The organism is Streptomyces sp. NPDC033845 (genome assembly GCF_055576225.1).
The window spans coordinates 94,931-119,534 of the sequence record NZ_JBVIRI010000010.1; the positions used below are offsets into that span (position 1 = coordinate 94,931).

The following is a 24,604-nucleotide window of genomic DNA, read 5'->3' on the forward strand; positions in this document are numbered from 1 at the left end:
TCATTCCCCGGTTCGTCCGCCCTCGGTTGCCGCGTCGAGGATGCCGGGCAGGGCCCGGACGAACGCGTCCAGTTCCGCCTCCGTGAGGACGAACGGAGGCATCAGCCGTACGACGTCGGGGGCGGGCGCGTTGACCAGGAAGCCGGCTTCCTGGGCCGCCCGCTGCACCTGCGGGGCGAACGGCCCGGTCAGCACGATACCCAGGAGCAGGCCGGAGCCGCGGACGTGGGAGACCAGCGGGTGGCCCGTCCCCTCGATTCCGGAGCGCAGCCGCTCCCCCGATTCCTTGACCCGGTCCAGGAGTCCCTCGGCGGCGATGGTGTCCAGGACGGCGAGTCCGGCCGCGCAGGCGACCGGGTTCCCGCCGAAGGTGGTGCCGTGCTGGCCGGGCTGGAGCAGGCCGGCGGCGTCCCCGAAGGCGGCCACGGCACCGAGCGGAAGACCGCCGCCCAGACCCTTCGCGAGTGTGACGAGGTCAGGTTCGATGCCCTCGTGGGCCTGGTACTCGAACCACTGGCCGCAGCGTCCGATGCCGGTCTGGACCTCGTCCAGGACCAGCAGGGTGCCGGTGGCCCGGGTGATCTCGCGGGCGGCCTTGAGATAGCCGGCGGGCGGGACCACGACCCCGTTCTCGCCCTGCACGGGTTCGATGACGACCAGGGCGGTGTCCTCGGTGACGGCGGCCCGGAGGGCTTCGGCGTCACCGTAGGGGACATGGGTGACCTCGCCGGGCAGCGGCAGGAAGGGGCCCTGCTTCTTGGGCTGGCCGGTGAGCGCCAGGGCGCCCATGGTGCGGCCGTGGAAGCCGCCCTCGGTGGCCACCATATGGCTGCGGCCGGTCAGCCTGCCGATCTTGAAGGCGGCTTCGACGGCTTCGGCCCCGGAGTTGCAGAAGAAAACCCGGCCTTCGCGGCCGAAGAGCTGGAGCAGCCGCTCGCCGAGGGCGATCACCGGTTCGGAGGCGAAGAGGTTGGAGACGTGTCCGAGGGTGGCGATCTGCCGGGAGACGGCGTCCACCACGGCGGGGTGCGCGTGTCCGAGGGCGTTGACCGCGATGCCGCCGACGAAGTCGGTGTACTGCCGGCCGTCGGCGTCCCAGACCTGGGCGCCCTCGCCGCGGACCAGGGCCAGGGCGGGGGTTCCGTAGTTGTCGGTGAGCGTGTCCTTCCAGCGGGTCCCGTACGCCTGGTTGCCGCCGGGGGTCCCGGTGGCTCCGGCGGTCCCGGTGGTGTCGGTGCCCGTCACTTGGTGCCCCCCTGGGTCGCGTCCGGCACGACCATCGTGCCGATGCCCTCGTCCGTGAAGATCTCCAGCAGGATGGAGTGCTGGACCCGCCCGTCGATGACACGGGCGGTGCGGACCCCGTTGCGGACGGCGTGCAGGCAGCCCTCCATCTTGGGGACCATGCCGCTGGACAGCTCCGGCAGCAGCTTCTCCAGCTCGGTGGCGGTGAGCTGGCTGATGACCTCGTCGCTGTTGGGCCAGTCCGCGTAGAGGCCCTCGACGTCGGTGAGGACCATCAGGGTCTCGGCGCCCAGGGCGGCGGCCAGGGCGGCGGCGGCGGTGTCGGCGTTGACGTTGTAGACGTGGCCGTCGTCGGCGCTGCGGGCGATGGAGGAGATGACCGGGATCCGGCCGTCCTCCAGCAGGGCCGAGATGGCGCCGGTGTCGATGGCGGTGATCTCGCCGACCCGGCCGATGTCGACGAGTTCCCCGCCGATGGTCGGGCGGTGCTGGACGGCGGAGATGGTGTGGGCGTCCTCGCCGGTCATGCCGACGGCGAGCGGGCCGTGCTGGTTGAGCAGCCCGACCAGTTCCCGCTGGACCTGGCCGGAGAGGACCATCCGCACGACGTCCATGGCCTCGGGGGTGGTGACCCGCAGGCCCGCCTTGAACTCGCTGACCAGGCCCTGCTTGTCGAGCTGGGCGTTGATCTGCGGGCCGCCGCCGTGCACCACCACCGGCTTGATGCCGGCCTGCCGCAGGAACACCACGTCCTGGGCGAAGGCGGCCTTCAGCTCCTCGTCGACCATGGCGTTGCCGCCGAACTTGATGACGACGGTCTTGCCGTGGTGGCGGGTGAGCCACGGGAGGGCCTCGATCAGGATCTCGGCCTTGGGGAGGGCGGTGTGCTTCCGCGCCGGGCCGCTCATGACGAGTACGCGCTGTTCTCGTGGACGTACTCGGCGGTGAGGTCGTTGGCCCAGATGACGGCGGACTCGGAGCCGGCCGCCAGGTCGGCGGTGATCCGCACCTCGCGGTCCTTCATGCTCACCAGGTCGCGGTCCTCGCCGACGGATCCGTTCCGGCAGACCCACACGTCGTTGATGGCCACGTTGAGCCGGTCCGGGTCGAACGCGGCGGCGGTGGTGCCGATGGCGGACAGCACCCGGCCCCAGTTGGGGTCCTCGCCGTGGATGGCGCACTTGAGGAGGTTGTTGCGGGCGATGGTGCGGCCCACCTCGACGGCGTCCTCCTCGGTGGCGGCGCCGACGACCTCGATGCGGATGTCCTTGCTGGCGCCCTCGGCGTCGCCGATCAGCTGGCGGGCGAGGTCCGCGCAGACCTGCCGTACGGCCTCGTCGAACTCCTCGGCGGCCGGCACGGCCCCGGAGGCGCCGGAGGCGAGCAGGAGCACGGTGTCGTTGGTGGACATGCAGCCGTCGGAGTCGACCCGGTCGAAGGTGGTGCGGGTGGCCGCGCGCAGCGCCCGGTCCAGGGCGGCGGAGTCCAGGTCGGCGTCGGTGGTGAGGACCACCAGCATGGTGGCCAGGCCCGGGGCGAGCATGCCGGCGCCCTTGGCCATCCCGCCGACGGTCCAGCCGTCCCGGGTGGCCTGGGCGGTCTTGTGGACGGTGTCGGTGGTCTTGATGGCGACCGCGGCGGCCTCGCCGCCGTCCGCGGAGAGCGCGGCGGCGGCCGTCTCGATGCCCGGGAGCAGCTTGTCCATGGGCAGCAGCACGCCGATCAGTCCGGTGGAGGCCACCGCGATCTCTCCGGCGTTGTGCTCGCCGCCCAGCACCGCGGCGACCTTCTCGGCGGTGGCGTGGGTGTCCTGGAAGCCCTTGGGGCCGGTGCAGGCGTTGGCGCCGCCGGAGTTCAGCACCACCGCGCTGACGGTGCCGCCGCGCAGCACCTGCTCGGTCCAGTGGACCGGTGCGGCCTTGACGCGGTTGGAGGTGAAGACTCCGGCCGCCGCCAGCCGGGGGCCCTGGTTGACCACGAGGGCCAGGTCCGGGTTGCCGCTGGCCTTGATGCCGGCCGCGATGCCCGCGGCCGTGAATCCCTGTGCTGCCGTAACCGTCACGGCGCGACTCCGATCGTGGAAAGTCCGAGGCTCTCGGGAAGCCCGAGGGCGATGTTCATGCTCTGGACAGCGCCGCCGGCGGTGCCCTTGGTGAGGTTGTCGATGGCGCTGACGACGATGATCCGCCGGACGGCCTCGTCGTAGGCGATCTGGAGCTGGACCGCGTTGGAGCCGTACACCGAGGCCGTGGCCGGCCACTGGCCCTCGGGGAGCAGGTGGACGAAGGGCTCGTCGGCGTAGGCCTTCTGGTACGCGGCGCGCACCGATTCGGCGGTGGTGCCGGGGGTGGCCCGGACGCTGCAGGTGGCGAGGATGCCGCGGGCCATGGGGGCCAGGGTGGGGGTGAAGGAGACGGCGACCGGGCCGCCGGCGGCGGCGCTCAGGTTCTGCACCATCTCGGGGGTGTGGCGGTGGCCGCCGCCGACCCCGTAGGGGCTCATGCTGCCCATCACCTCGGAGCCCAGCAGGTGCGGCTTGAGGGCCTTGCCGGCGCCGGAGGTGCCGGTGGCGGCGACGATCACGGCCTCGGGTTCGGCGAGGCCCTCGGCGTACGCGGGCCACAGGGCCAGGGAGACGGCGGTCGGGTAGCAGCCGGGGACGGCGATGCGCTTGGCGCCGGCCAGCGCGGCGCGGGCGCCGGGGAGTTCGGGGAGGCCGTAGGGCCAGGTCCCGGCGTGCGGGGAGCCGTAGAACTTCTCCCAGGCGGCGGGGTCCGTCAGCCGGTGGTCGGCGCCCATGTCCACGACGAGGACCTCGTCGCCGAGCTGGGCGGCGACGGCGGCGGACTGGCCGTGCGGGAGTGCCAGGAAGACCACGTCGTGCGGTCGGTCGCCGCCGGCCAGGACCTCGGGGGTGGTGGCCTCCAGGGTGCGTCCGGCGAGCGGGACCAGGTGCGGCTGCAGGCCGCCGAGGAGCTGTCCGGCGTTGGAGTTGCCGGTCAGTGCTCCGATCTCCACCCCGGGGTGGCCCAGGAGCAGGCGCAGGACCTCGCCGCCCGCGTACCCGCTCGCTCCGGCCACCGCTACACGTACCACCATCGGACCCTCCTCATCGATGGCATGACTATACGTAGCCATGCACGCTTATGCAAAGAATCGGGGTCCCGATCTGTCAGGTGCCCTGTCAGGTCCGGGCGCCGGGACCGGTCCCGGCGGTCCGTTCCCGGGTCCGGCCCGGCCCGGAGGGGCCGGAACTCCCCCGGTGCGACCCGCACGACACCACCAGTCTCGCCGACCGGTCCGGCCGCGGGACGCAGGTGTATGCGGTCAGCGGGCGGTGCCGGCCGCCAGCCGGCGGACCGCCTCGGTCAGGTCGGAGGGTCCGGCCGGGCCGGCGAAGCTGAGCCGCAGGTGCGGGCCGGGGGGTTCGGCGCAGAAGTACGGGCGGCCGGGCGCGACGGCCACCCCGGCCCGCAGCGCTGCGGAGACGGTGCCCGCCTCGTCGGTCCCGTCCGGCAGCCGGACCCACAGCTGGTAGCCGCCGGCCGGCCGGTGCGGCAGGGTCCAGCCCGGCAGCCCCGCGCGCAGGGCGCCGGCCAGCACCTCCCGGCGGTGCCGGAGGTCGGCGGCCACCGCCCGCAGATGGCGCGGCCAGGCCGGGGACCCGACCAGCTCCAGGGCGGCCTCCTGGAGGGGCCGGGGCACGAAGAAGCTGTCCACCACCTGGATGGCCCGCAGCCGGTCCAGCACCGGCCCGCGCGCCGACAGCGCGCCCACCCGCAGGCTCGGGGAGCAGACCTTGGTCAGCGAACGGACGTGCACCACCACCCCGTCGGGGTCCTCGGCGGCCAGCGGCGCGGGCAGCGGGCCGGCGTCCTCGTGGGCCAGCGCACGCGCGTAGTCGTCCTCGACCACGAAGGCCCCGGCGGCCCGCGCGATCCGCCGGACCTCCGCCCGCCGCTCCGCGGACAGCACCGCGCCGGTCGGGTTCTGGAACAGCGGCTGGCAGACGAACACCCGGGCGCCGGTGGCCTCGAAGGCGGCGGCCAGCAGCTCCGGGCGCACCCCGTCGGCATCGGCCGGCACCGGGACCGGGCGGCAGCCGGAGGCCCGGGCGATGGCGAGCAGTCCCGGATAGGTGGGGGATTCCACCAGCACCGGGGCGCCGGGCGGGGCGAGCGCGCGCAGGGCGGTGGTCAGGGCGCTCTGGCCGCCGGCGGTGATCAGCACGTCGGCCGCGCCGAGGCCGCCGCCGATCTCGCGGGCGAACCAGTCGCGCAGCTCGGTCAGCCCCTCCACCGGGGGGCGGCCCCAGGCCCCGGGACGGCGGCCGGCCCGGGCCAGGGCGGCGGCCATGCCGCGCTCGGGCTGAAGGGAGGGGTGCAGATAGCCGCTGTTGAGCTCGATCACCCCGGTGGGGGGCGCGGCCAGGGAGATCAGCACCCCGGAGGCGTCCACGGACCTCGGGACCACCTCGCCCGCCGGATCGGCGCTGAGGGCGACCTCCTGCCAGGAGGTGTCCCCGGCCTCCGGCGGGCCGGCGGGCCGGGGGCGGGCCCGGAACACCCCGGCGCCGGGGCGGGTGACCACCAGCCCCTCGGCGGCGAGCCGGGCGAGGGCCCGGGACACGGTGACCGGGCTGACCCGGTAGCGCTCCACCAGGGCCCGACTCGACGGCAGCTTTCCACCCACCGAGTAGCGGTCGAGTTCGGAGCGCAGCGATTCCGCCAGCTCCACCACACTGCTACGCTCATTCATGAGAGCCCAGAATAGCGCTACCACCTCCACCCGGATAGCGGTTCCCCCGACGGCGGCCCCGAGCACCGTCAAGAGCGGCACCGGCGCCGATGGCCGGGACAGCGGGCCCGGCACCGCGCGCGGCGGCATCCTGATGGCCGGGGCGGGCGTGATCGCCTTCTCGCTGACCTTCCCGTCCACCGTCTGGGGCCTGGAGAGCTTCGGCCCCTGGTCCCTGGTGTCCCTGCGGAGCCTGCTCGCCGCCCTGATCGCGGGCGCCTTCCTGCTCCTGCTGCGCGCCCCCCGGCCGGCCCGGGAGCACTGGGCCGGACTGGCCGTGGTGGCCGGCGGGGTGGTGGTCGGGTTCCCGCTGCTCACCACCCTGGCCCTGCGGACCTCCAGCACCTCGCACGCCGCCGTGGTGGTCGGCCTGCTGCCGCTGACCACCGCCGTGTTCGCCGCCCTGCGCACCGGGGTCCGGCCCTCGCGCGCCTTCTGGGCCGCCGCCGTCACCGGTGCGGCCGTGGTCCTCGGGTTCACCCTGGCCCAGGGCGGCGGCGGGGTCTCGGCCGGTGACGGCTTCCTGTTCGCCGCGCTGCTGGTGTGCGCGGCCGGGTACACCGAGGGCGCCCGGCTGGCCCGGGCCATGCCGGGCTGGCAGGTGATCGGCTGGGCGCTGGTGCTGTGCCTGCCGCTCTCGCTGGCGGGGTCCGCGGCCGGTCTGGCGTACGAGCCGGTGCGGCTGACCGGCCACGGGATCGCCGGGCTGGTCTGGGCGGCGGCCGGCTCCACCTTCCTCGGGCTGTACGTCTGGTACCGCGGGATGGCCCGGATCGGCGCGGCCCGGGCCAGCCAGCTCCAGCTCGCCCAGCCGATGCTGACCCTGTTCTGGTCGGTGGCCCTGCTCGGCGAGCGGGTGTCCCCCGCGGCCCCCCTCGCGGCCGGTGCGGTACTGGTCTGCATCGCTCTCACCCAACGGGCTTGAATCCGTCGAAAAGCCGTAAAATAACCCCACCGGAGAGGACACCGGCCCGGACCGGTTCGAGGGAGGTCAGCACATGCGAGCGACCGAGGGCGACCAGCTGGTGCAGCACGGCAGGATCGTGGGCCAGCACGACAAGGTGGGCGAGATCACCCAGGTGCTGGGCGAGAACGGCACCCCTCCCTACCGGGTCCGTTTCCAGGACGGGCACGAGGCCTTGATGGCCCCGGGCCCCGACTGCGTCGTACGGCACCCGATGGAGCCGGAGCACTGACGGCTCCGGCGACGGCACGGGAAGGGGGCCGCGCTCAGCGCGGCGGCGCCTGGGTCCGGTAGTGGTCGGCGACGACCCTGGCCATGGCCCCGTTGGGGTCCGCGGCCACCTGCTTCGCCGAGAAGTAGGCGTGGCCGCGGACCTCCGCGTGCGCCCCGGCCAGCGTCAGGTGCCGGGAGAGCTCGGCCGGGTCCCGCCAGGCCGCGGTGGGGCTGTCGCGGTCGCAGCGCCACAGCGCCTCCCCGATGTACAGGTCCACCCCGGTGCCCGCCACCGTCTCCGCCCACCAGGGCACCAGGTCCGCGTAGTCGGCGGTCGGATGACCGATGTGCCAGTAGCACTGGGGCACGATGTAGTCGATCCAGCCCTCCCTGACCCACTTGCGGGTGTCCGCGTAGAGGTCGTCGTAGGTCCCCAGGCCCGCCCGGGTCGGCGAGCCCAGCGGGTCCGTGTCCGCGTTGCGCCACACCGCGAACGGGCTGATCCCGAAGCGGGTGCCGGGGGCCGTCGCCCGCAGCCGCTGGGACATCTCCCGGACCAGGGAGTCGGTGTTGTGCCGGCGCCAGTCCGCGCGCGAGGCGAACCCGGCCCCGTGCAGCCGGTAGGCCTGCACGTCGTCGAACTCCCGCCCCGCCACCGGATAGGGGTAGAAGTAGTCGTCCCAGTGCACCCCGTCCAGCGGATAGCGGGCCACCGCGTCCAGCATCGCCTCCTGGACGAAGGCCCGGACCTCCGGCAGCCCCGGGTTGTAGTACAGCTTCCCGGCGTACGGCACGGTCCACTCCGGGTGCAGCCGCGCCGGGTGTCCGGCCGCCAGCCGGGACGGGTCGGTGTGCCCGTTCGCCACCCGGTACGGGTTGAACCAGGCGTGCAGCTCCAGCCCCCGGGCGTGCGCCTCGGCGACCGCCGTGCCCAGCGGGTCCCAGCCCGGGTCGCGGCCCTGCACCCCGGTCAGCCACTGGGACCAGGGCTCCTTCGCCGAGGGCCACAGCGCGTCCGCCGTCGGCCGGACCTGGAGGACCACCGCGTTCAGCCGGCGGCGCACGGCCGTGTCCAGCAGGGCCAGGAGTTCGGCCCGCTGCTCGCGGGCCCCGAGACCGGCGGCGGAGGGCCAGTCCACGTTCTCCACCGTGGCGATCCACATCGCCCGGAGATCCGCGGGCTCCGCGGCCCGGCCGGCGGGCTCCCGGGCGGCCCCGGCGGCGGTCGCCGTCCACGGGGACGAGGCGGAGGCGAGCACCCCCGCGGCCGTGGCCAGCAGACTCCGGCGGCCGATGTACCCCATGTGACGACTCCCCTGCGCTGGGTGACTTCGCGGTGCGTGCGCCCAGCATGCCCGCCCCGGGGACGTGGGGGGCGCAAGGTCGGGAGTAACGTCGGGGGGCGTGGCGGGCGCCGGAATCACACGGGGGACCCGCGGACGGATGAGCTGCGAAAGGCACGAAGTGACTGACCTCCCTTCCGACATCACCCGCGTCGGCGTAGTGGGCTGCGGCCAGATGGGCGCGGGCATCGCCGAGGTGTGCGCCCGAAGCGGCCTTGAGGTCAAGGTGGCCGAGACCACCGGCGAGGCACTGGAGATCGGCCGCACCCGGCTGACCAACTCCCTCACCAAGGCCGCCGAGCGCGGCAAGATCACCGAGGAGGAGCGGGACGCCACCCTGGCCCGGCTCAGCTTCACCACCGACCTCGGCGAGTTCGCCGACCGCGACCTGGTCATCGAGGCGGTCGTGGAGAACGAGCAGGTCAAGACGGAGATCTTCCAGGTCCTCGACCAGGTGGTCACCCGGCCCGACGCGATCCTCGCCTCCAACACCTCCTCGATCCCGCTGGTGAAGCTGGCCGTGGCCACCTCCCGGCCGGACCAGGTCATCGGCATCCACTTCTTCAACCCGGCTCCGGTGCAGAAGCTGGTCGAGCTGATCCCGGCCCTGACCACCGGGGAGGAGACCGTCAAGCGGGCCGAGGCCCTGGTGGAGCACGTGCTGGGCAAGCACGCGATCCGCGCCCAGGACCGCTCCGGTTTCGTGGTCAACGCCCTGCTGATCCCCTATCTGCTGTCCGCGATCCGGATGTTCGAGTCGGGGATCGCGAGCCGCGAGGACATCGACAACGGCATGGAACTGGGCTGCGCCCACCCGATGGGCCCGCTGAAGCTGGCGGACCTGATCGGTCTGGACACCGTGGCCTCGGTGGCCGACTCCATGTACGACGAGTTCAAGGAGCCGCTGTACGCCGCTCCCCCGCTGCTCCAGCGGATGGTGGACGCGGGCCGCCTGGGCCGCAAGACCGGCTCCGGTTTCTACCCGTACGGCTGACCCGGCCGCCGGACCCGCCCACGGCCTCCTCGGGCGCCGGGCTCAGCCCAGCCGGAGGTGGTGCAGCAGCAGGAGCCCGGCCGCCATGTTGGCGGCCGGGACCTCGCCGCGGGCGATCAGGTCCGGCACCAGCTTCAGCGGCACCCACTCGCGCCGGGAGGACTCGAAGGCGTCCTGCGGATGCCCGGTGTAGGTGGCCCCGTCGGCCCAGTAGAGGTGGTGGCGGGCATCGGTGAGCCCGTTGGCCGGCTCCACCGTCATCAGGTGGTGCAGCGGGCCGGGCCGCCAGCCCGACTCCTCCTCCATCTCGCGGGCCGCGGCCCCGGCGATGTCCTCGCCGTCCTCGACCACCCCGGCGGGCAGTTCCCAGCCCCAGCTGTCGGTGATGAAGCGGTGCCGCCACAGCAGCAGCACCTCGTTGGCCTCGTTGACGGCCGTGGCCGCGGCCACCGGGCGCAGCCGGATGACGAAGTGGTCCAGGTGCCGGCCGTCCGGGAGTTCCACATCCGCCAGGTTCACATCGAACCAGCGGTTCTTGTACACGGTCTGCTCACTCAGGTTCGTCCACTGCACGGTTCTGCCACCTTCCGTTCGAGTCGGTGGCAACATGGGAGCAGCTGCGTCCGCCTGGCGAAACGTCAGAGGGGCACCCTCAGGGACCCGTCGATCAGGTGGGCGGTCTCCTCCGCCCCCGCGCAGCCGCTGCCGAGCAGCTGTTCGCGGACCGTCCGCAGCCGGTCGCGCAGCCGCAGCGACTCCATGCCCTTGGCCCGCTCGGCCATCTCGGTGGCCGCCTCCACCGCCCCGTCGGCCTCCCCCTGCCGCAGCTGGATCTCGCAGAGCATCGCCAGCCGGTGCACCCGCCCCCGGTCGTGCGCCGGGGTCCCGACGGCGGCCACCGCCTGCTCCCGGGCCGCGTCCAGATCACCCAGACTGAGCAGGGCCTCCGCCACCTGGACGTTGACCAGGCCGGGTTGTACGTATCCGGTCTCGTCCGGCTCGCAGCCCCGCCGGATCCGCCCGGCGGCCGTCTCCGCCTGCCGGATGGCGGCCAGCGCGGCCCGGGTGTCGCCGAGCCGGGCGTAGGCCTTGGCCTGCATGGCGTGCAGATCGGCGGCGAGCGCCGGGGTGATGTGCCGGCCGGCGGCCCGCAGGGCGGCCTCGGCGAAGGCCACCGCCTGCCGGAACTCCCCCAGGTGCAGCGACTGGTTGACGATCAGCGCGATCACATAGCCGCCCAGGCCGCGGTCCCCGCTGGCCTTGGCCAGCCGCAGCGCCTGGTGGAAGTACCGCTGGGCCGGGCCGTGGGCGTCCGAGTCGTACGCGCAGATGCCCGCCACCGCCACCAGCGAGCCGGAGGCCCGGTGCAGCCGGCGGCCCAGCCCGTCCGGGTAGCTGCCGCGCAGCAGGGGCGCGGTCTCGCTGCCGAGGAAGCGGACGATCCGGGCCCGGGTGGCCAGTCCGCCGGCCCGCCGGTACATCAGCTCGTAGTGGTCGCGGGCCGCCCGCAGGATCTCGATGTGCTCGGGGCCGACCAGGGTGGGGCCGTCCCGGGACACGTCCGCGTCCTCCGGCGGGTTCTCCCACTCCCAGACCGGGATCACGGCGGGGGTGCCGGTCAGCGCGGCGGTCCGGGTCAGCGGGGGCCGGCCCTGTTCGTCGGCCCGCCACAGGGCGGTGGCCCGGTCCACGAACCCGCTGAGCGGGGAGCCGTGCGGGTCGCCGGGCCGGTCGGGCAGCCCCAGCCCGATGTCGTCCAGGCCGACCGGCCGGCCGATCCGCCGGCCGAGCACCTCGCAGATCAGGTCGGGCACCTGGCCGCGCGGCCGCTGGCCCTTCAACCACCGCGCCACGGCGGTGTGTTCGTAGCGCAGGGCGAGTCCGCGGGAGCGGCCCGCCTGGTTGACGTGGGCGGCGAGTCCGGCATGGGACATGCCCGCCTCGGCGAGGAGGGCGTCGAGCAGGGCGTTGGACTGCATGGGCCCCTCCCAGGGGTGTCCGGTGAGCCAGGCTAGTGGGTGCGGGCTTCACACGGGGTGTGAACCCGGTGCGCGCATAAATGCGCCGCGTGCCCTGCCGCCGCGGCGGGCCGGGCGGTTGACTGATGCCCTCGCCTCTCCATGAGGCAGCTCGGGCCGTCGGCTCCCCCTCGTACAGTGCGACGGCCCGCAGAGCGCCGCCCGTCTGTTGTCTGCCCGACACTCCACGGCAGGCGGGCGGCGCGTCCTGGCTCCGCCGCGGACGGTTGGTCTCCGGACACGGCGGGGCGGGCCGGCCCCCACCCACCCGGGCCGGTCCGCAGCGGCTCCGCCGGTTCCGCGCGGCCTCCCTCGGCCCCGCCGGAACCGGTGGACGCCGGACCACCGTTTCAGGGGCGGTGCCCGGCGGGCCCCAGGCCGTCGTCGCGCAGCACCAGCAGGGCGACGTCATCGGCGAGCCGCCCGCTGGTGTGGCGCAGCAGTGCCGCGTGGACCTCGGCGAGCAGCCGGTCCGGCGCCCGGGTGGCGGAGGCATCGGTGAGCGCCCGGAGCAGCGGGAAGAAGCGGCCGGCCCGGTCCCGGGCGTCGGCGACTCCGTCGGTGTGCAGGAACAGGCCCTGGCCGGGACCGAGTTCACCGCAGTCCTGGGCTTCCGGCAGGTCCGGCAGCGGCAGCACGCCGAGCGGTGGCAGCGGTTCCCGGGCGGCGAGCGGTTCGGGGCGGATCAGGGTTCCGGTCCCGGCCCCGGCCCCGGCCTCGGCCCCGGGGAGGAGGGTGCCGGTGCCGGGAAGGGTGCCGGTGCCGGTGTGCGGTCCGGGCCGTCCGGCGAGCGGCGACCGGCCGGTGGTGCCCGCCGGGCCGGGCCGCCGCGGGCCGCTCCCGCAGGGCTCGGGGCGGGGCTCGGCGGCCGGTCGGCCGGCCGGGACGGCGGGCAGCCGGTAGGGCCAGGGGTGCCCGCAGTTGAGGGCGCGGAGCCGGCCGCCGGGTCCGATCTCCAGGAGCAGTAGGGTCACGAACTCCTCGGCCACCGGGTCCGGTTCGGCCGTCCCGGGCCCCGGGGGCCCGGTCCGGTCCCGGTGCCGGTCGCGGAGATGGCGGCCCAGGGCGCGTTCCATCCGGCGGAGCACCCCGCCGAGGTCGGGCTCGTCGTAGGCGGCCTCGCGGAAGGCTCCGAGCACGGCCGCGGCGGGGCCGAGGGCGGCCGGCCCGTGGCCGCGGACGTCGCCGATGACCAGCCGCACCCCGTGCCGGGTGGGCAGGGCCTCGTAGAGGTCGCCGCCGACGGTGGTGCCGTGCGCCGCGGCCAGCTCCAGGCCGCCGATCCGGGGCGGGAGCGGGCGCAGCAGGGCCCGCTGGGCGGCTCCGGCGAGCTCGCGGGTGCGCCGGAGTTCGGCCAGCAGCCGCCGCCGGACGTGCAGGGCGCAGCCGGTGGCGAGCAGCAGGAAGGCCGCGCAGCTGGCGAGGCTGTGCCCGAGGGATCCGGGCGAGGAGAGCTCCCAGGAGACGGCGGCGGCCGTCGCGGTGGTCCAGAGCAGGACCCGCGTCGGGCGCACCCGGGGCGTCTCCCCGCGCATCGTCATGTCCTCCGGCCTCCCCTCGGCCGGGAACGATTGTGTCGACGGGCCGGGGTCCTGGACACGGGTCACCGGGCTTCTCACCCGAACGAGTGAGGGCGGGGTCGGGGGCCGGTACGGGGGACGCCGGGGCCGGTACCGGGGCAGCCGGGGAACGCGCAGGGGGCGCGTCCGGGGTTCCCGGACGCGCCCCCTGTCGGGCGGATCTGCCGCGGCTACTTGCCGCGGAGCACCGCTCCGGTGCGTTCGCCGGCCAGGGCCACCGCGGCGTCGCGGGCGGCCGTGGACTCCTCGGCGGTCAGCGTGCGGTCGGCGGCGCGGAACCGCAGCGCGTAGGCGAGGGACTTCTTGCCCGCGCCGACCTGGTCACCGGTGAACACGTCGAACAGCCGCAGCGATTCGAGGAGTTCGCCGGCGCCCTTGCGGAGGGCGGCCTCCACGGAGGCGGCCGGGACGGACTCGTCCACGATCAGCGCCACGTCCTGGGTGGCCACCGGGAAGCCGGAGATGCGGGGCGCGGACAGCGCCTCGCCGCCGGCCGCCTGGAGCCGGTCCAGGTCGATCTCCATGGCGCTGGTGCGGGCCGGCAGCCCGAGGGCCTTGACCACCCGCGGGTGCAGTTCGCCGGCGTGCCCGATCACGGTCTCCACCCCGTCGAGGGTGACGATCAGCTCGGCGCAGCGGCCCGGGTGCCAGGGACCGTACTGGCCCTGCCGGACGACCAGCCCGGTGCCGGCCTCGCGGGCCAGCGAGCGGGCGGCCTCGATCGCGTCGGCCCAGTCGGCCGGGCGGCCCTTGCCCCACCAGCCGGCCTGCTCGCGGGCGCCGGCCAGCACCACCGCGGCGTACCGCGGCTGGGCGGGCAGGGCCGCGTCGAGGGTGGCGATCTCCTCGTCGGTGGGCCGCCGGTCCACGGGCAGCCGGACGGCGACGCCGGCCTCGGCTCCGGCCCGGAAGACCGATCCGGTCTCGAACAGGGCGAGGTCGTGGCTGCCCCGGCTGTCGTTGCGGCGCAGCGCGCCCAGCAGGCCCGGCAGCAGCGTGGTGCGCAGCGCCGGCTCCTCGTCGGAGAGCGGGTTGACCAGCTTGACCACCTGGCGGGCCGCGTCGTGCGCGGGCAGCTGGAGCTGGTCGAAGACCTGCTCGCCGAGGAAGGGGTAGCTGAGCGCCTCCACGTAGCCGGCGCCGGCCAGCGCGCGGCCGGCCCGGCGGTGCAGCACCTGCCGGGGGGTGAGGCCGCGGCCGGAGGGCACCTGCGGGAGGGTGGAGGGCAGGTTGGCGTAGCCCTCCAGCCGGATGATCTCCTCGGCGAGGTCGTTGGGCTCGGCGAGGTCGGGCCGCCAGCTGGGGACGGTGACGACGAGCTCGTCCTGGCCGTGGACCTCGCAGCCGATCTCCTGGAGGCGGCGGACCACGGTCTCCCGGCCGTAGTCCATGCCGGCCACCCGGTCCGGGTGGTCGGCGCGCATGGCGACGGTCCGGGGGGCGCCCGGGGCGGTCACCTCGGTGACCCCGGCCTCGGCGGTGCCGCCGGCCAGCAGCACCAGCAGGTCCACGGTGCGCTGGGCGGCCGCGGCGGCCGCCTGCGGGTCCACGCCGCGCTCGAAGCGCTTGGAGGCCTCGGAGGACAGCTTGAGCCGGCGGGCGGTGCGGGAGATGGACACGGCGTCGAAGTGCGCGGCCTCGACGACCACGGAGGTGGTGCCGGTGACGGCGCCGGTCTCCGGGTCGGTGACGGAGTCGGCGATCTCGGTGTTGGCGCCGCCCATGACGCCGGCCAGGCCGATCGGCCCGTTCTCGTCGGTGATCACCAGGTCCTCGGCGTGCAGGGTGCGCTTGACCCCGTCGAGGGTGGTGAAGACCTCGCCCTGCTCGGCCCGGCGGACGCCGATGGCGCCGGTCAGGGTGGAGCGGTCGTAGGCGTGCAGCGGCTGGCCGAGTTCCAGCATCACGTAGTTGGTGACGTCCACGGCCAGCGAGATCGGGCGCATGCCGGCCTTCTGGAGGCGGCGGCTGAGCCAGATCGGGGAGCGGGCCTCGGGGTCCAGGCCGGTGACGGTGCGCGCGGTGAAGCGGTCGCAGCCGGCCGGGTCCTGGACGGCGACCGGGTAGCCGTACGAGTTCGGCGCCGGGACGTCCAGCAGCGCGGGGTCGCGCAGCGGCAGGCCGTAGGCGGTGGCGATCTCGCGGGCGATGCCGCGGAGCGACATGCAGTAGCCGCGGTCCGGGGTGACGTCGATGTGCAGGACCTCGTCGACGAGCTGGAGCAGCTCGATGGCGTCGGTGCCGGTCTCGTGCTCGGGCGGCAGCACGATGATGCCGTGCGTGCCGTCGTCGCCCATGCCGAGCTCGTCGCCGGAGCAGATCATGCCGTGCGAGGTCTTGCCGTACGTCTGGCGGGCCGCGATGGCGAAGTCGCCGGGCAGCACGGCGCCGGGGAGGACCACGACGACCTTGTCGCCGACGGCGAAGTTGCGGGCGCCGCAGACGATCTCCTGCGGTTCGCCGGTGCCGTTGGCGGTGCCGACGTCGACGGTGCAGAAGCGGATGGGCTTCTTGAAGCCTTCGAGTTCCTCGATGGTGAGGACCTTGCCGACGACCAGCGGGCCCTTGAGGCCGGCGCCGAGCTGCTCGACGGTCTCGACCTCCAGGCCGGCGTCGACCAGCTTGGCGGCCACCTCGCGGCCGGTGGTGCCGGCGGGGAGGTCGACGTACTCCCGCAGCCAGGAAAGCGGGACCCGCATCAGATCTCCATCCCGAACGGTCGGGTGAACCGGACGTCACCCTCGACCATGTCTCGCATGTCTTCGACGTTGTGGCGGAACATCAGCATCCGTTCGATGCCGAACCCGAAGGCGAACCCGCTGTAGACCTCGGGGTCCACACCGCAGGCGGTCAGCACCTTGGGGTTGACCATGCCGCAGCCGCCGAGCTCGATCCAGCCCTCGCTGGAGCAGGTGCGGCAGGGGCGGTCGGGGTTGCCCACCGACTCGCCGCGGCACACGTAGCACTGCATGTCCATCTCGGCGGACGGCTCGGTGAACGGGAAGAAGTGGGGGCGCAGCCGGGTGGTGGTGCCCTCGCCGAACAGCTCGGCGACCATGTGGTCCATGGTCCCCTTGAGGTCGGCCATGGTGAGGCCCTTGTCCACGGCGAGCAGCTCGACCTGGTGGAAGACCGGGGTGTGCGTGGCGTCGAGCTCGTCGGTCCGGTACACGCGGCCGGGGCACACGATGTACACCGGCGGGGTGCGCTCCAGCAGGGAGCGGGCCTGGACCGGGGAGGTGTGGGTGCGCAGCACGACTCCGGACTCGTCGCCCTGGGTGCCCTCGGGGCCGCGGACGAAGAAGGTGTCCTGCATCTGCCGGGCCGGGTGGTCCGGGGTGAAGTTGAGGGCGTCGAAGTTGAACCACTCCGCCTCGACCTCGGGGCCCTCGGCCACCTCGTAGCCCATGGCCGTGAAGATGTCCGCGATGCGGTCCATCAGCGTGGTCAGGGGGTGGCGGGCGCCGGCCGGCACGCGGTCGTAGGGCAGGGTGACGTCCACCGCCTCCTCGACCAGCACGCGCTCGTCGCGCTCGGCCTCCAGGGCGGCGAGGCGGTCCGCGTACGCCTTGTTCACGGCCCCGCGGGCCTGGCCGACGCGCTTGCCGGCCTCGGCCTTGGCCTGCGGCGGCAGGGCGCCGATCTCGCGGTTGGCGAGCGCCAGCGGCGCGGTGGCGCCGGTGTGGGCGATCTTCGCCTGGGCGAGTTCCTCGAGGTCGCCGGCGGCGGCGAAGGCGGCGAGCGCCTCGTCCCGCATGCGCTCGATCTCTTCCGGTTTCAGTGCCTCGACCTCGACAGGGTCGTACGACTTGTTCGGTGCCGACATCTCTTCCCGTACTTCCGATGGCTGGCTGGTGGTCCGTGCGCGGCCCAGGTGCTCGGCCCAGGTGCTCGACACAAGGACACAAAGGTGCCAAGGGTCGATTCTAAGGGCCGCTGGGGGTGGAGGGGCCCGTCGGGCCGCCCGGCGGGACGCTCCGCGGTGCTACTGCGTGAGGTAGGCCGGGGCTCCGACGGGCAGGATGAACCGGAACTCGGCGCCGCCGCCGGGACCCCGGCCGACGGTGATGGTGCCGCCGTGGGCCTCGACGATGCCCTTGACGATGTAGAGGCCCAGTCCGGTGCCGCCGCGTTTGCTGCCCCGCCAGAAGCGGGTGAAGACGCGGGCCATGGACTCCTCGGGGATGCCGGGGCCTTCGTCGGTCACGGTCACGGCGGTTCCCTTCTCGTCCGGGCTCACGTCGATGGTGACGGTTCCCTCGCCGTGCCGCACCGCATTTTCCAGCAGGTTGCCGAGGACCTGGTCGACCTTGTCGGGGTCGGCCCACAGGTCGGGCAGCGGGTGGCCGACCCGGACGAGGAACCGTTCGGGGGCCTGGCCGTTCGCGGTGAGGGCCTGGACGTGCCGGCCGACGGCGGTGGCGATGTCCACCGGCTGGCGGCGGACCTCCAGCCGGCCGGAGTCGATCCGGGAGATGTCGAGGAGTTCGGCGATCAGCCGGGTGACCCGGTTGGCGTCGGCGTCCACGGTCTCCAGCATCAGCCGCTTCTGGTCGTCGGTGAACCGCTCCCATTTGGCGAGCAGGGTGGCGGTGAACCCCTTGACGGAGGTGAGCGGGGAGCGGAGTTCGTGGGCGACGGTGGCGATGAGTTCGGCGTGGCTGCGTTCGGTGCGGCGGCGGGCCTCGGTGCCGCGCAGGGTGACCACCAGCCGGCGGACGGGTCCGGTGGGGTGGCTGCGGACGTACTCGGCGGAGACCAGGACCTCCCGGCCGCCGGGCAGCAGCAGGTTCCGCTCGGGCTGGCGGCGGCGGGTGGCGAGGCCGCCGTAGGGGTCGGTCAGGGCCCACCAGCGGCGGCCGTCGAGGTCCTCCAGCGGCAGCGCCAGGTCGATCCGGGCGCCGAGGGCCTGGGCCTGCGGGGTGGCGGTGATCCGGGCGGCGGCCCGGTTGAAGCAGACGACCCGCCCGGTGTGGTCGGCGACCACCAGTCCGTCCGGCAGGTCGTCGGGGTCGATCCCGAGGCCGGCGTCCTGCCCGGCGGGGCCGTACGGCCCGTACGGCGCGGGCTGGGCGGGGACGGCCGCCAGGGCCGCCTCGGCGGCTGTCTCCGCGGTCTGCCGCGGAGAGCTGTTCGTACCGACGGTCATGTCCCCGTACCCCACATCTCGGAGGAGCGCAGTGGGCTCCCGGGGCGCCACCCTACTAGCTGGGGGTCACGGAGCGGCACCCTCCGGGCGCCCGCTGTGCCCGAGCGGAGGCGTAGAGGCAGACCGCGGCGGCGGTGGCCAGGTTGAGGCTCTCGGCCCTGCCGTGGATCGGGACCCGCACGACGGCGTCGGCGAGGGCGCGGGTCTCCTCGGGCAGGCCCCAGGCCTCGTTGCCGAAGACCCAGGCGGAGGGGCCGCCCATGGTGCCGGCGTCGAGTTCGGCGTCCAGGTCCTCGGTGCCGGCCCCGTCGGCGGCGAGGATCCGCACACCGGCGGCCCGGAGCCCCTGCACGGCCTGTTCCACGGGGACGCCGACGGCGACCGGGAGGTGGAAGAGGGAGCCCACGGAGGCGCGGACCGACTTGGGGTTGTAGAGGTCCACGGAGGCGTCGGTGAGGATCACGGCGTCGGCGCCGGCCGCGTCGGCGCAGCGCAGTACGGTGCCGGCGTTGCCGGGGTCGCGGACGTGCGCGAGCACGGCGACCAGCCGGGGGCGGGCGGCGAGGATCTCCTCGAAGGGGGAGTCCAGGAAGTGGCAGACCCCGACCAGGCCCTGCGGGGTCACGGTCTGGGAGACCTCGGCGAGCACCTCGTCGGAGGCCAGGTGGACCCGGGCCCCGGCGGAGCGGGCCGCCCCGACGATGTCGGCGTACCGTTCGGCGGCCTCGGCGGTGGCGAACAGCTCGATCAGGGTCGGGCCCTGCTCGCCGCGGTGCTCCACGGCCTCGCGGACGGCCTGCGGCCCCTCGGCGATGAACCGGCGCTCCTTGGTGCGGAAGTTGCGCCGGGCCAGGCGGCGGGCGGCTGCCACCCGCGGGGATCGGGGGGAGATCGGCTCGACGTCGGGGGTACCCATGGGTGCGCGGTTCTCTCTTCGGGCTGTCGGGGCTTCGGCTGTCGTGGCTTCGGAGTGCGTACGGAAGCACGCGGACCCGCAGGCGAGTCGCCTGCGGGTCCGGGTTCGGTCCGTGCGGACCGGAGGGGCTCTACAGCCTTACGCGGCGGCCTTGGGGGCGTTCACGTCGGCCGGCAGCGCCTTCTGGGCGACCTCGACCAGCGCGGCGAACGCGTTGGCGTCGTTGACGGCCAGCTCGGCGAGGATCTTGCGGTCCACCTCGATGTTGGCGGCCTTCAGACCCTGGATGAGGCGGTTGTAGGTCATGCCGTTCTGGCGGGCAGCGGCGTTGATGCGCTGGATCCACAGCTGACGGAAGTCGCCCTTGCGCTTCTTGCGGTCGTTGAAGTTGTAGACCAGCGAGTGGGTGACCTGCTCCTTGGCCTTGCGGTACAGGCGCGAACGCTGACCGCGGTAGCCGGAGGCGGCTTCGAGGATCGCCCGGCGCTTCTTGTGGGCGTTTACTGCCCGCTTGACGCGTGCCACTTTTAACTCCTTGTAGCGGGGCCGTGGTTGTCTTCACACGACCCGAATTCGATGGGGTCCCGGTCTTGACGTCCGCTCCCCTGGCGGGGAGCGGTGGACGTCACTTGCCGAGAAGCTTCTTGATCTTCGCGGCGTCGCCGGGGGCCATCTCCGCGGTGCCGGTGAGGCGGCGGGTCAGCTTGGACGACTTGTGCTCGAGCAGGTGGCGCTTGCCGGCGCGCTCACGGAGCACCTTGCCGGAGCCGGTGATCTTGAAGCGCTTCTTGGAACCGCTGTGGGTCTTGTTCTTCGGCATAGCGCCGTTATCTCCTCGTCGGTGCCGCTCCCCCGCCGGCCCGGTTCGGGGACCGGCGCTAGGGAGCGTCAGTTGTGTCGGTTGATCCGGGACGGGCTGTCCCGGAATCAGGCCTGGGCGTTGTCCTCGGCGGGGGCTTCCTCGGCGAGAGGAGCCGCCTCCGCGACCTCGTCCGTGGCGACCTCGGCCTCGTCGACGACCTCGTCCGTGCCGGACAGGCCCTGGCGCTCGGCCTTGCGGGCGGCCTGCGCCTCGCGGGCTTCGGCCATCGCCTCGGTCTTCTTCTTGTGCGGCCCGAGAACCATGATCATGTTGCGGCCGTCCTGCTTCGGGTTCGACTCGATGAACCCGAGCTCCTGGACGTCCTCCGCCAGGCGCTGCAGCAGTCGGTAGCCGAGCTCCGGCCGGGACTGCTCGCGACCACGGAACATGATCGTGATCTTGACCTTGTCGCCCTGCTTGAGGAACCGGACGACATGACCCTTCTTGGTGTCATAGTCGTGCGGGTCGATCTTCGGCCGGAGCTTCATTTCCTTGATGACCGTGTGCGCCTGGTTCTTGCGCGCCTCACGGGCCTTCATGGCCGACTCGTACTTGAACTTGCCGTAGTCCATGAGCTTGCAGACCGGCGGCCTCGCGGACGCCGCAACCTCGACCAGGTCGAGGTCGTACTCCTGGGCAAGCTCCAGTGCCTTGGCAAGCGGAACAATCCCGACCTGCTCGCCGCTGGGACCGACAAGTCGCACCTCGGGAACGCGAATCCGGTCGTTGATGCGGGGCTCGGTGCTGATGGATCCTCCTCGGTTGCACCTCACGGCTGTCCGGAGGACGGCCGCTTGACGTCTGTGTCGTCCGACCTGCCGCGCCGGAGACGCAAAAAAGCGCCCCTGACGGGACACAGGCAGGAGCTCCAGAACACAACCGGAGCACCGCCGCGTCGAACGCGGGGCGCAGCTCGGGCGGCTTTCCATCGTCCGTACGGAACGATGGATGCCGCCTGACCGGATGACCTGCCACCCCGGAGGGCGGTGCAGGTGGGAGTTCGGAGCCTCCACTTGTGGGCCGGGGACATGCGTCTCCGGCCGGTCGTCACACAAGGTTAGCACCAGGGCCGGGGAGAGACCAATCCCGGTGCCGTCCCGGCCACCGCTTAAGGTGAAGGACATGACTGACGCGACGCCCCCCACCCCCACCGAGGCCGGTCCGGCCCCCGACTACGACACCCTGACCCGGGACATCGCGGAGGTGCCCGCGGTCGAGGTGATCACCACGGTGGCGGTGCACCTGCTGAGCGCCGCCGCGGTCAACCTGGGCCTGGACAAGCCGGATTCCGAGCACAAGGACCTGGACGAGGCCCGCAAGCTGATCACCGCGCTGGCCGGTCTGGTGACCGCGAGCGCGACCGAGATCAGCTCCTTCCACGCCGCTCCGCTGCGTGACGGCCTGAAGTCCCTGCAGCTGGCCTTCCGCGAGGCCTCGCTGGTCCCGGACGAGCCGGGCCAGGGGCCGGGCGAGAAGTTCACCGGTCCGGTCTTCGGCTGATCCCGGCCCCTCCGGCCGAACCACGGAAGCGGGCGTCCCCCCGGGGCGCCCGCTTCGCGTTTCCCGCGGCCGTGCCGCGCGTCCCCGGGCTCAGCGGGTGAGCAGCGGTTCGCCGGGCGGGAGCGGGGCCCCGGCCGGCAGCAGGGCCAGCTCCAGCCCGCGCACCAGCCGGGCCCGCAGGGTCTCGTCGGCGGCCAGGGCCCGGGCCACCCGGCCCGCGCCGGCGGCCGGGTCGGTGCCCTCGGCGAGGACCACGGCCAGCACCCCGTCGGCGGCCGGGCCGCCGGGCAGCAGATGGGCGCGGAGCACCGCGGGCTCGGCCGCCACCGCCTCCCGTACGGCCTCCCGGACCGCCGGGTCGGCGAGCGGGTCGGCGTCGGTGCGGCCCTCGGCGAGGGCCAGCAGGGCCGGGCCGGTCAGCTGGTAGGCCACCGGGCCGGCCAGGTCCAGCACCACCGTGTCGGCCTTCTCGTGGGCGGCGGCGCGGAGCGCCTGGTGCAGCGGTACGGCCACCGGGCGGGCCGAGGGGTCCCAGCGGGCCAGGGTCTCCAGCGAGGTGAACGCGGGCAGCGCCCTGCGGTTCCCGGCCGTGAGGGTGGGCACGGCCATGTCGCTGGTCTTCTCGCGCTTGAGGCCGGTCTCCGGATCGGTCTCCACCTCGCCGAGCACGGCGACCACCGGGACCAGCAGACGGGCCTCGCGGAGGGCGGCCAGCACCTCCGGCTCCCGGGTCCGGTCGGCCTCCCAGGCGGTCAGGGCCGCGCTGAGCCGGGGGTCGGCGGAGCCGTCGTCGTCACGGAATCCGGGGTCTGGAATGTTCTTCTGGTCCACAATGACCCGACCCTATCCGGTGGCCGGGGTGCGGCGACGGCCCGCCAGGAACACGGACAGCCCGAGCAGGGCGGCCCCGGCGGCCGCGAGGGCCGGGAGGAACAGCCGGTCGCGGGGGGCGGCGGGGCGGGCCGGGGCCGGGCCGGGGCCGAAGTAGCGGTTGGCGTAGGCGACCGGGGCGGGCAGGACCGCCTCCGGGTCCATCCCGGCGGCCCGCTGGAGGGCGGCGACGGGGTCCACCAGGCCGTGGCCGAGGGAGTCGTCCCGGCCGTTGCGGGGGCCGCCGGTGGCGGTCTCCTCCAGCAGCCGTTTGATCTGGGCCGGGGAGAGTCCGGGGTGGGCGGAGCGGATCAGGGCCACCGACCCGGACACGAAGGCGCAGGCCGCGCTGGTGCCCCAGCCCTCGTAGTACTTGCGGTCGGGGTCGGGGATGACCACGTCGACGCCGGGGGCGCTGACGGTGGAGTACCAGTTGCGGGTGGAGAAGGAGGCCTTGGCTCCCTTGCGGTCCACGGCGGCGACGGCGATCACCCCGGGGTAGGCGGCCGGGTAGGAGACCGGGTTGCCCTTCTTGCCGCTGTTGCCGGCCGAGGCGATCACCACCACGCCCTTGGCCAGGGCGTACTGGACGGCCTCGTCCTCGGCGGCCTCGTGGTGGGCGGAGGAACTGTCGTCGCCCAGCGAGAGGTTGATCACATCGGCGCCGTGGTCGGCGGCCCAGCGGATGCCCTCGGCGAGGGCCCCGCCCTTGGTGTCGCGGGCCTTGGAGCGGCCCGGGTCGCCCTCTTCGAGGATCACCCGGACCGGCAGGATCTTGGCGGCGGGGGCCATGCCGAGGACGCCCTGGCGGCGGTCCGCGCCGTGGCCGCGGCCGGCGATGATCCCGGCCATGGCGGTGCCGTGCCGGGCCCAGGTGCGGTCCCCCGGTCCGGCGCCCATGCCGACCAGGTCGATGCCTTCGAGGACCTGGCCGGAGAGGTCGGGGTGGCGGGGGTCCACGCCGGTGTCCAGGACGGCGACGGTGATGCCCTCGCCCCGGGTGGTGCCCCAGGCCTCCTCGGCGCGCAGGGCGGTGAGCCCCCACTGGCGGTCCCGGATGCCGTCGGCGACGGCCGGCGGGGCCCCGGCGGACAGCAGCAGCGCGGCCCCGGCGAGGGCGGCCAGGGCCGCCCGGCGGACGGCCGTGCGCCGGCCCGCGGCCGGGGCGGTCCGGTCCCGGCGGGGGTCCGGGCCCGGGTCGGCGGGGTGCGGGGTGCGGGTGGTGCGCAGGGTGCGCGGGGTGCTCATCGGGGCGGCTCCGCGGCGGGGCGGGGGGAGGCGAGGGCGGTGAGGTTGCTCTCCACCCGGTTGGCGACGGCGTCGGCCGCGTGCCCGAACCCGGCCTGGGCCACCGCCCCCTTGGTGCCGGGGGTCATGGCCTGGGCGGCGGGCAGCGGCTTCTTGACGATCCGTCCGTCGGTGAACGCGGAGACGGTGTAGAGGACCACGGGGGCGGTCGGGACCACGGCCGCCGTCCAGGAGGCCCGCTGGTCGGGGCCGAAGCCGAAGCCGGGCGGGATCGGGAGCGAGGGTCCCAGGCCCTGGAGTCCGGCGGCGTCGGCGGGGGTGAACACCATGCCGACGGTGACCAGGGTGGTGCGGGTGTCATCGGTGTAGGTGGCCCGCAGCACCCGGGTGCAGCCGGGGGCGGTCAGGGCCTGCTGCCACTCCAGCGGGAGGGCGGTGCAGTCGGCGTCGGGGGCGACGGCCACCCGGGTCCAGGCCCGGTCGGCGCCGCCGGGGCCGCCGTCGGCGGTGTCCAGCCGGGGCGGCAGCAGGGCGTCCACCGGGGCCTCGTGCCAGAGCGAGCCCGCCTCGCGGTGGAGTTCCTCGGCGGAGGGCGCCCGGCCGGCCTCCAGGTGGTCGCGCCAGCCGGCCCAGCCGGCTCCGCCGAGCAGGGCCAGCCCGAGCAGCCCGCACAGCAGGGCGGCGGAGCCGTTGCGGCGGGGCGGGCGGGGCACGGCCGGTTCGGCCGGGTGGAGCTCGGTGAACACCGGCGGGCCGAAGTCGGCGGGCGCCCGGTCGGCGGGTGCCGTCCCGGCGGGCCCGAGCGGCCCTGGTCCCGGCGTGTGCGGGTCGGTGGTCGTCATACGGCGGCTCCGCCCCCCGTTCCGTACCGCGGCTGCCTGTCCGCAACTGTACGGCGCACGGCG

At 74.4% G+C, this 24,604-nt stretch carries 23 protein-coding genes; 4 read left to right on the forward strand and 19 right to left on the reverse strand.

What is annotated here, in order from left to right; all coding sequences use genetic code 11:
- From ACZ50K_RS22095 to ACZ50K_RS22115, 5 genes are all read right to left on the reverse strand, one after another.
- Entirely contained in the window at positions 1 to 1,245 is a 1,245-nt protein-coding gene (locus tag ACZ50K_RS22095) for an acetylornithine transaminase (protein ID WP_468905598.1), read from the reverse strand.
- Positions 1,242 to 2,153 (reverse strand): acetylglutamate kinase, encoded by a 912-nt coding sequence (gene argB / locus ACZ50K_RS22100; RefSeq protein ID WP_468905600.1) that lies wholly within the window; start codon positions 2,151 to 2,153, stop codon positions 1,242 to 1,244. The genes ACZ50K_RS22095 and argB overlap by 4 nt, the downstream gene beginning before the upstream one ends.
- Positions 2,150 to 3,307, reverse strand: a complete 1,158-nt coding sequence (argJ, locus tag ACZ50K_RS22105; protein ID WP_468905603.1) for a bifunctional glutamate N-acetyltransferase/amino-acid acetyltransferase ArgJ — start codon at positions 3,305 to 3,307, stop codon at positions 2,150 to 2,152. The genes argB and argJ overlap by 4 nt, the downstream gene beginning before the upstream one ends.
- The gene (argC, locus tag ACZ50K_RS22110; protein WP_468905606.1) at positions 3,304 to 4,344 is read right to left on the reverse strand and encodes an N-acetyl-gamma-glutamyl-phosphate reductase; all 1,041 of its coding nucleotides are present in this window, start codon (positions 4,342 to 4,344) and stop codon (positions 3,304 to 3,306) included. Before argC ends, argJ begins: the two co-directional genes overlap by 4 nt.
- A gap of 228 nt (positions 4,345 to 4,572) precedes the next feature.
- A complete protein-coding gene (locus ACZ50K_RS22115; RefSeq protein ID WP_468905608.1) occupies positions 4,573 to 6,003 on the reverse strand; it encodes an aminotransferase-like domain-containing protein in 1,431 nt (476 codons plus the stop codon).
- On the opposite strand from ACZ50K_RS22115, the gene ACZ50K_RS22120 reads away from it, so the two are divergent.
- The gene (locus tag ACZ50K_RS22120; protein WP_468905610.1) at positions 6,002 to 6,967 is read left to right on the forward strand and encodes a DMT family transporter; all 966 of its coding nucleotides are present in this window, start codon (positions 6,002 to 6,004) and stop codon (positions 6,965 to 6,967) included. The genes ACZ50K_RS22115 and ACZ50K_RS22120 overlap by 2 nt on opposite strands.
- A 73-nt stretch (positions 6,968 to 7,040) precedes the next feature.
- Positions 7,041 to 7,238 carry a DUF1918 domain-containing protein gene (locus tag ACZ50K_RS22125; RefSeq protein WP_468905612.1) on the forward strand — a complete coding sequence of 66 codons (198 nt, stop codon included), beginning with the start codon at positions 7,041 to 7,043 and terminating at the stop codon, positions 7,236 to 7,238.
- 34 nt (positions 7,239 to 7,272) lie between these two features.
- Here ACZ50K_RS22125 and ACZ50K_RS22130 read toward each other — a convergent pair whose 3' ends face one another.
- Positions 7,273 to 8,523 (reverse strand): glycoside hydrolase family 10-like protein, encoded by a 1,251-nt coding sequence (locus tag ACZ50K_RS22130; protein ID WP_468905614.1) that lies wholly within the window; start codon positions 8,521 to 8,523, stop codon positions 7,273 to 7,275.
- A 139-nt stretch (positions 8,524 to 8,662) separates the two neighbouring features.
- On the opposite strand from ACZ50K_RS22130, the gene ACZ50K_RS22135 reads away from it, so the two are divergent.
- Positions 8,663 to 9,556, forward strand: coding sequence for a 3-hydroxybutyryl-CoA dehydrogenase (locus ACZ50K_RS22135; protein WP_468905616.1), 894 nt, complete (start codon positions 8,663 to 8,665; stop codon positions 9,554 to 9,556).
- A 42-nt stretch (positions 9,557 to 9,598) separates the two neighbouring features.
- On the opposite strand, the gene ACZ50K_RS22140 is transcribed toward ACZ50K_RS22135, so the two are convergent.
- From ACZ50K_RS22140 to infC, 10 genes are all read right to left on the reverse strand, one after another.
- Positions 9,599 to 10,129 carry an NUDIX hydrolase gene (locus ACZ50K_RS22140; protein ID WP_468905619.1) on the reverse strand — a complete coding sequence of 177 codons (531 nt, stop codon included), beginning with the start codon at positions 10,127 to 10,129 and terminating at the stop codon, positions 9,599 to 9,601.
- 65 nt (positions 10,130 to 10,194) lie between these two features.
- Positions 10,195 to 11,535 carry a tetratricopeptide repeat protein gene (locus ACZ50K_RS22145; protein WP_468905621.1) on the reverse strand — a complete coding sequence of 447 codons (1,341 nt, stop codon included), beginning with the start codon at positions 11,533 to 11,535 and terminating at the stop codon, positions 10,195 to 10,197.
- Between the two features lie 389 nt (positions 11,536 to 11,924).
- Complete coding sequence (locus ACZ50K_RS22150) at positions 11,925 to 13,115, reverse strand: PP2C family protein-serine/threonine phosphatase (RefSeq protein ID WP_468905623.1); 1,191 nt, start codon at positions 13,113 to 13,115, stop codon at positions 11,925 to 11,927.
- 209 nt (positions 13,116 to 13,324) lie between these two features.
- Complete coding sequence (gene pheT, locus ACZ50K_RS22155; RefSeq protein ID WP_468905626.1) at positions 13,325 to 15,853, reverse strand: phenylalanine--tRNA ligase subunit beta; 2,529 nt, start codon at positions 15,851 to 15,853, stop codon at positions 13,325 to 13,327.
- A complete protein-coding gene (pheS, locus tag ACZ50K_RS22160) occupies positions 15,853 to 16,980 on the reverse strand; it encodes a phenylalanine--tRNA ligase subunit alpha (RefSeq protein WP_468905629.1) in 1,128 nt (375 codons plus the stop codon). The genes pheT and pheS overlap by 1 nt, the downstream gene beginning before the upstream one ends.
- 159 nt (positions 16,981 to 17,139) lie before the next feature.
- Positions 17,140 to 18,303, reverse strand: a complete 1,164-nt coding sequence (locus ACZ50K_RS22165) for a sensor histidine kinase (RefSeq protein WP_468905632.1) — start codon at positions 18,301 to 18,303, stop codon at positions 17,140 to 17,142.
- 55 nt (positions 18,304 to 18,358) lie between these two features.
- A complete protein-coding gene (locus ACZ50K_RS22170) occupies positions 18,359 to 19,219 on the reverse strand; it encodes a TrmH family RNA methyltransferase (protein WP_468905635.1) in 861 nt (286 codons plus the stop codon).
- A 138-nt stretch (positions 19,220 to 19,357) separates the two neighbouring features.
- Entirely contained in the window at positions 19,358 to 19,744 is a 387-nt protein-coding gene (gene rplT, locus ACZ50K_RS22175) for a 50S ribosomal protein L20 (protein WP_007263143.1), read from the reverse strand.
- Between the two features lie 100 nt (positions 19,745 to 19,844).
- Positions 19,845 to 20,039 (reverse strand): 50S ribosomal protein L35, encoded by a 195-nt coding sequence (gene rpmI / locus ACZ50K_RS22180; protein ID WP_328971220.1) that lies wholly within the window; start codon positions 20,037 to 20,039, stop codon positions 19,845 to 19,847.
- Between the two features lie 107 nt (positions 20,040 to 20,146).
- A complete protein-coding gene (infC, locus tag ACZ50K_RS22185) occupies positions 20,147 to 20,854 on the reverse strand; it encodes a translation initiation factor IF-3 (protein WP_468905638.1) in 708 nt (235 codons plus the stop codon).
- A gap of 349 nt (positions 20,855 to 21,203) precedes the next feature.
- Here infC and ACZ50K_RS22190 point away from each other — a divergent pair, with 349 nt between their 5' ends.
- The gene (locus ACZ50K_RS22190) at positions 21,204 to 21,581 is read left to right on the forward strand and encodes a DUF1844 domain-containing protein (protein WP_468905641.1); all 378 of its coding nucleotides are present in this window, start codon (positions 21,204 to 21,206) and stop codon (positions 21,579 to 21,581) included.
- Positions 21,582 to 21,671: 90 nt separating this feature from the next.
- Here ACZ50K_RS22190 and ACZ50K_RS22195 read toward each other — a convergent pair whose 3' ends face one another.
- The 3 genes from ACZ50K_RS22195 to ACZ50K_RS22205 are packed head-to-tail and all read right to left on the reverse strand — an operon-like array spanning position 21,672 to position 24,541.
- Positions 21,672 to 22,412, reverse strand: coding sequence for an SseB family protein (locus ACZ50K_RS22195; RefSeq protein WP_468905643.1), 741 nt, complete (start codon positions 22,410 to 22,412; stop codon positions 21,672 to 21,674).
- Between the two features lie 12 nt (positions 22,413 to 22,424).
- Positions 22,425 to 23,699: a type VII secretion-associated serine protease mycosin gene (gene mycP / locus ACZ50K_RS22200; RefSeq protein ID WP_468905646.1), complete on the reverse strand. Its 1,275-nt coding sequence runs from the start codon at positions 23,697 to 23,699 to the stop codon at positions 22,425 to 22,427.
- A complete protein-coding gene (locus tag ACZ50K_RS22205) occupies positions 23,696 to 24,541 on the reverse strand; it encodes a hypothetical protein (protein WP_468905649.1) in 846 nt (281 codons plus the stop codon). Before ACZ50K_RS22205 ends, mycP begins: the two co-directional genes overlap by 4 nt.
- Positions 24,542 to 24,604: the final 63 nt, after the last annotated feature.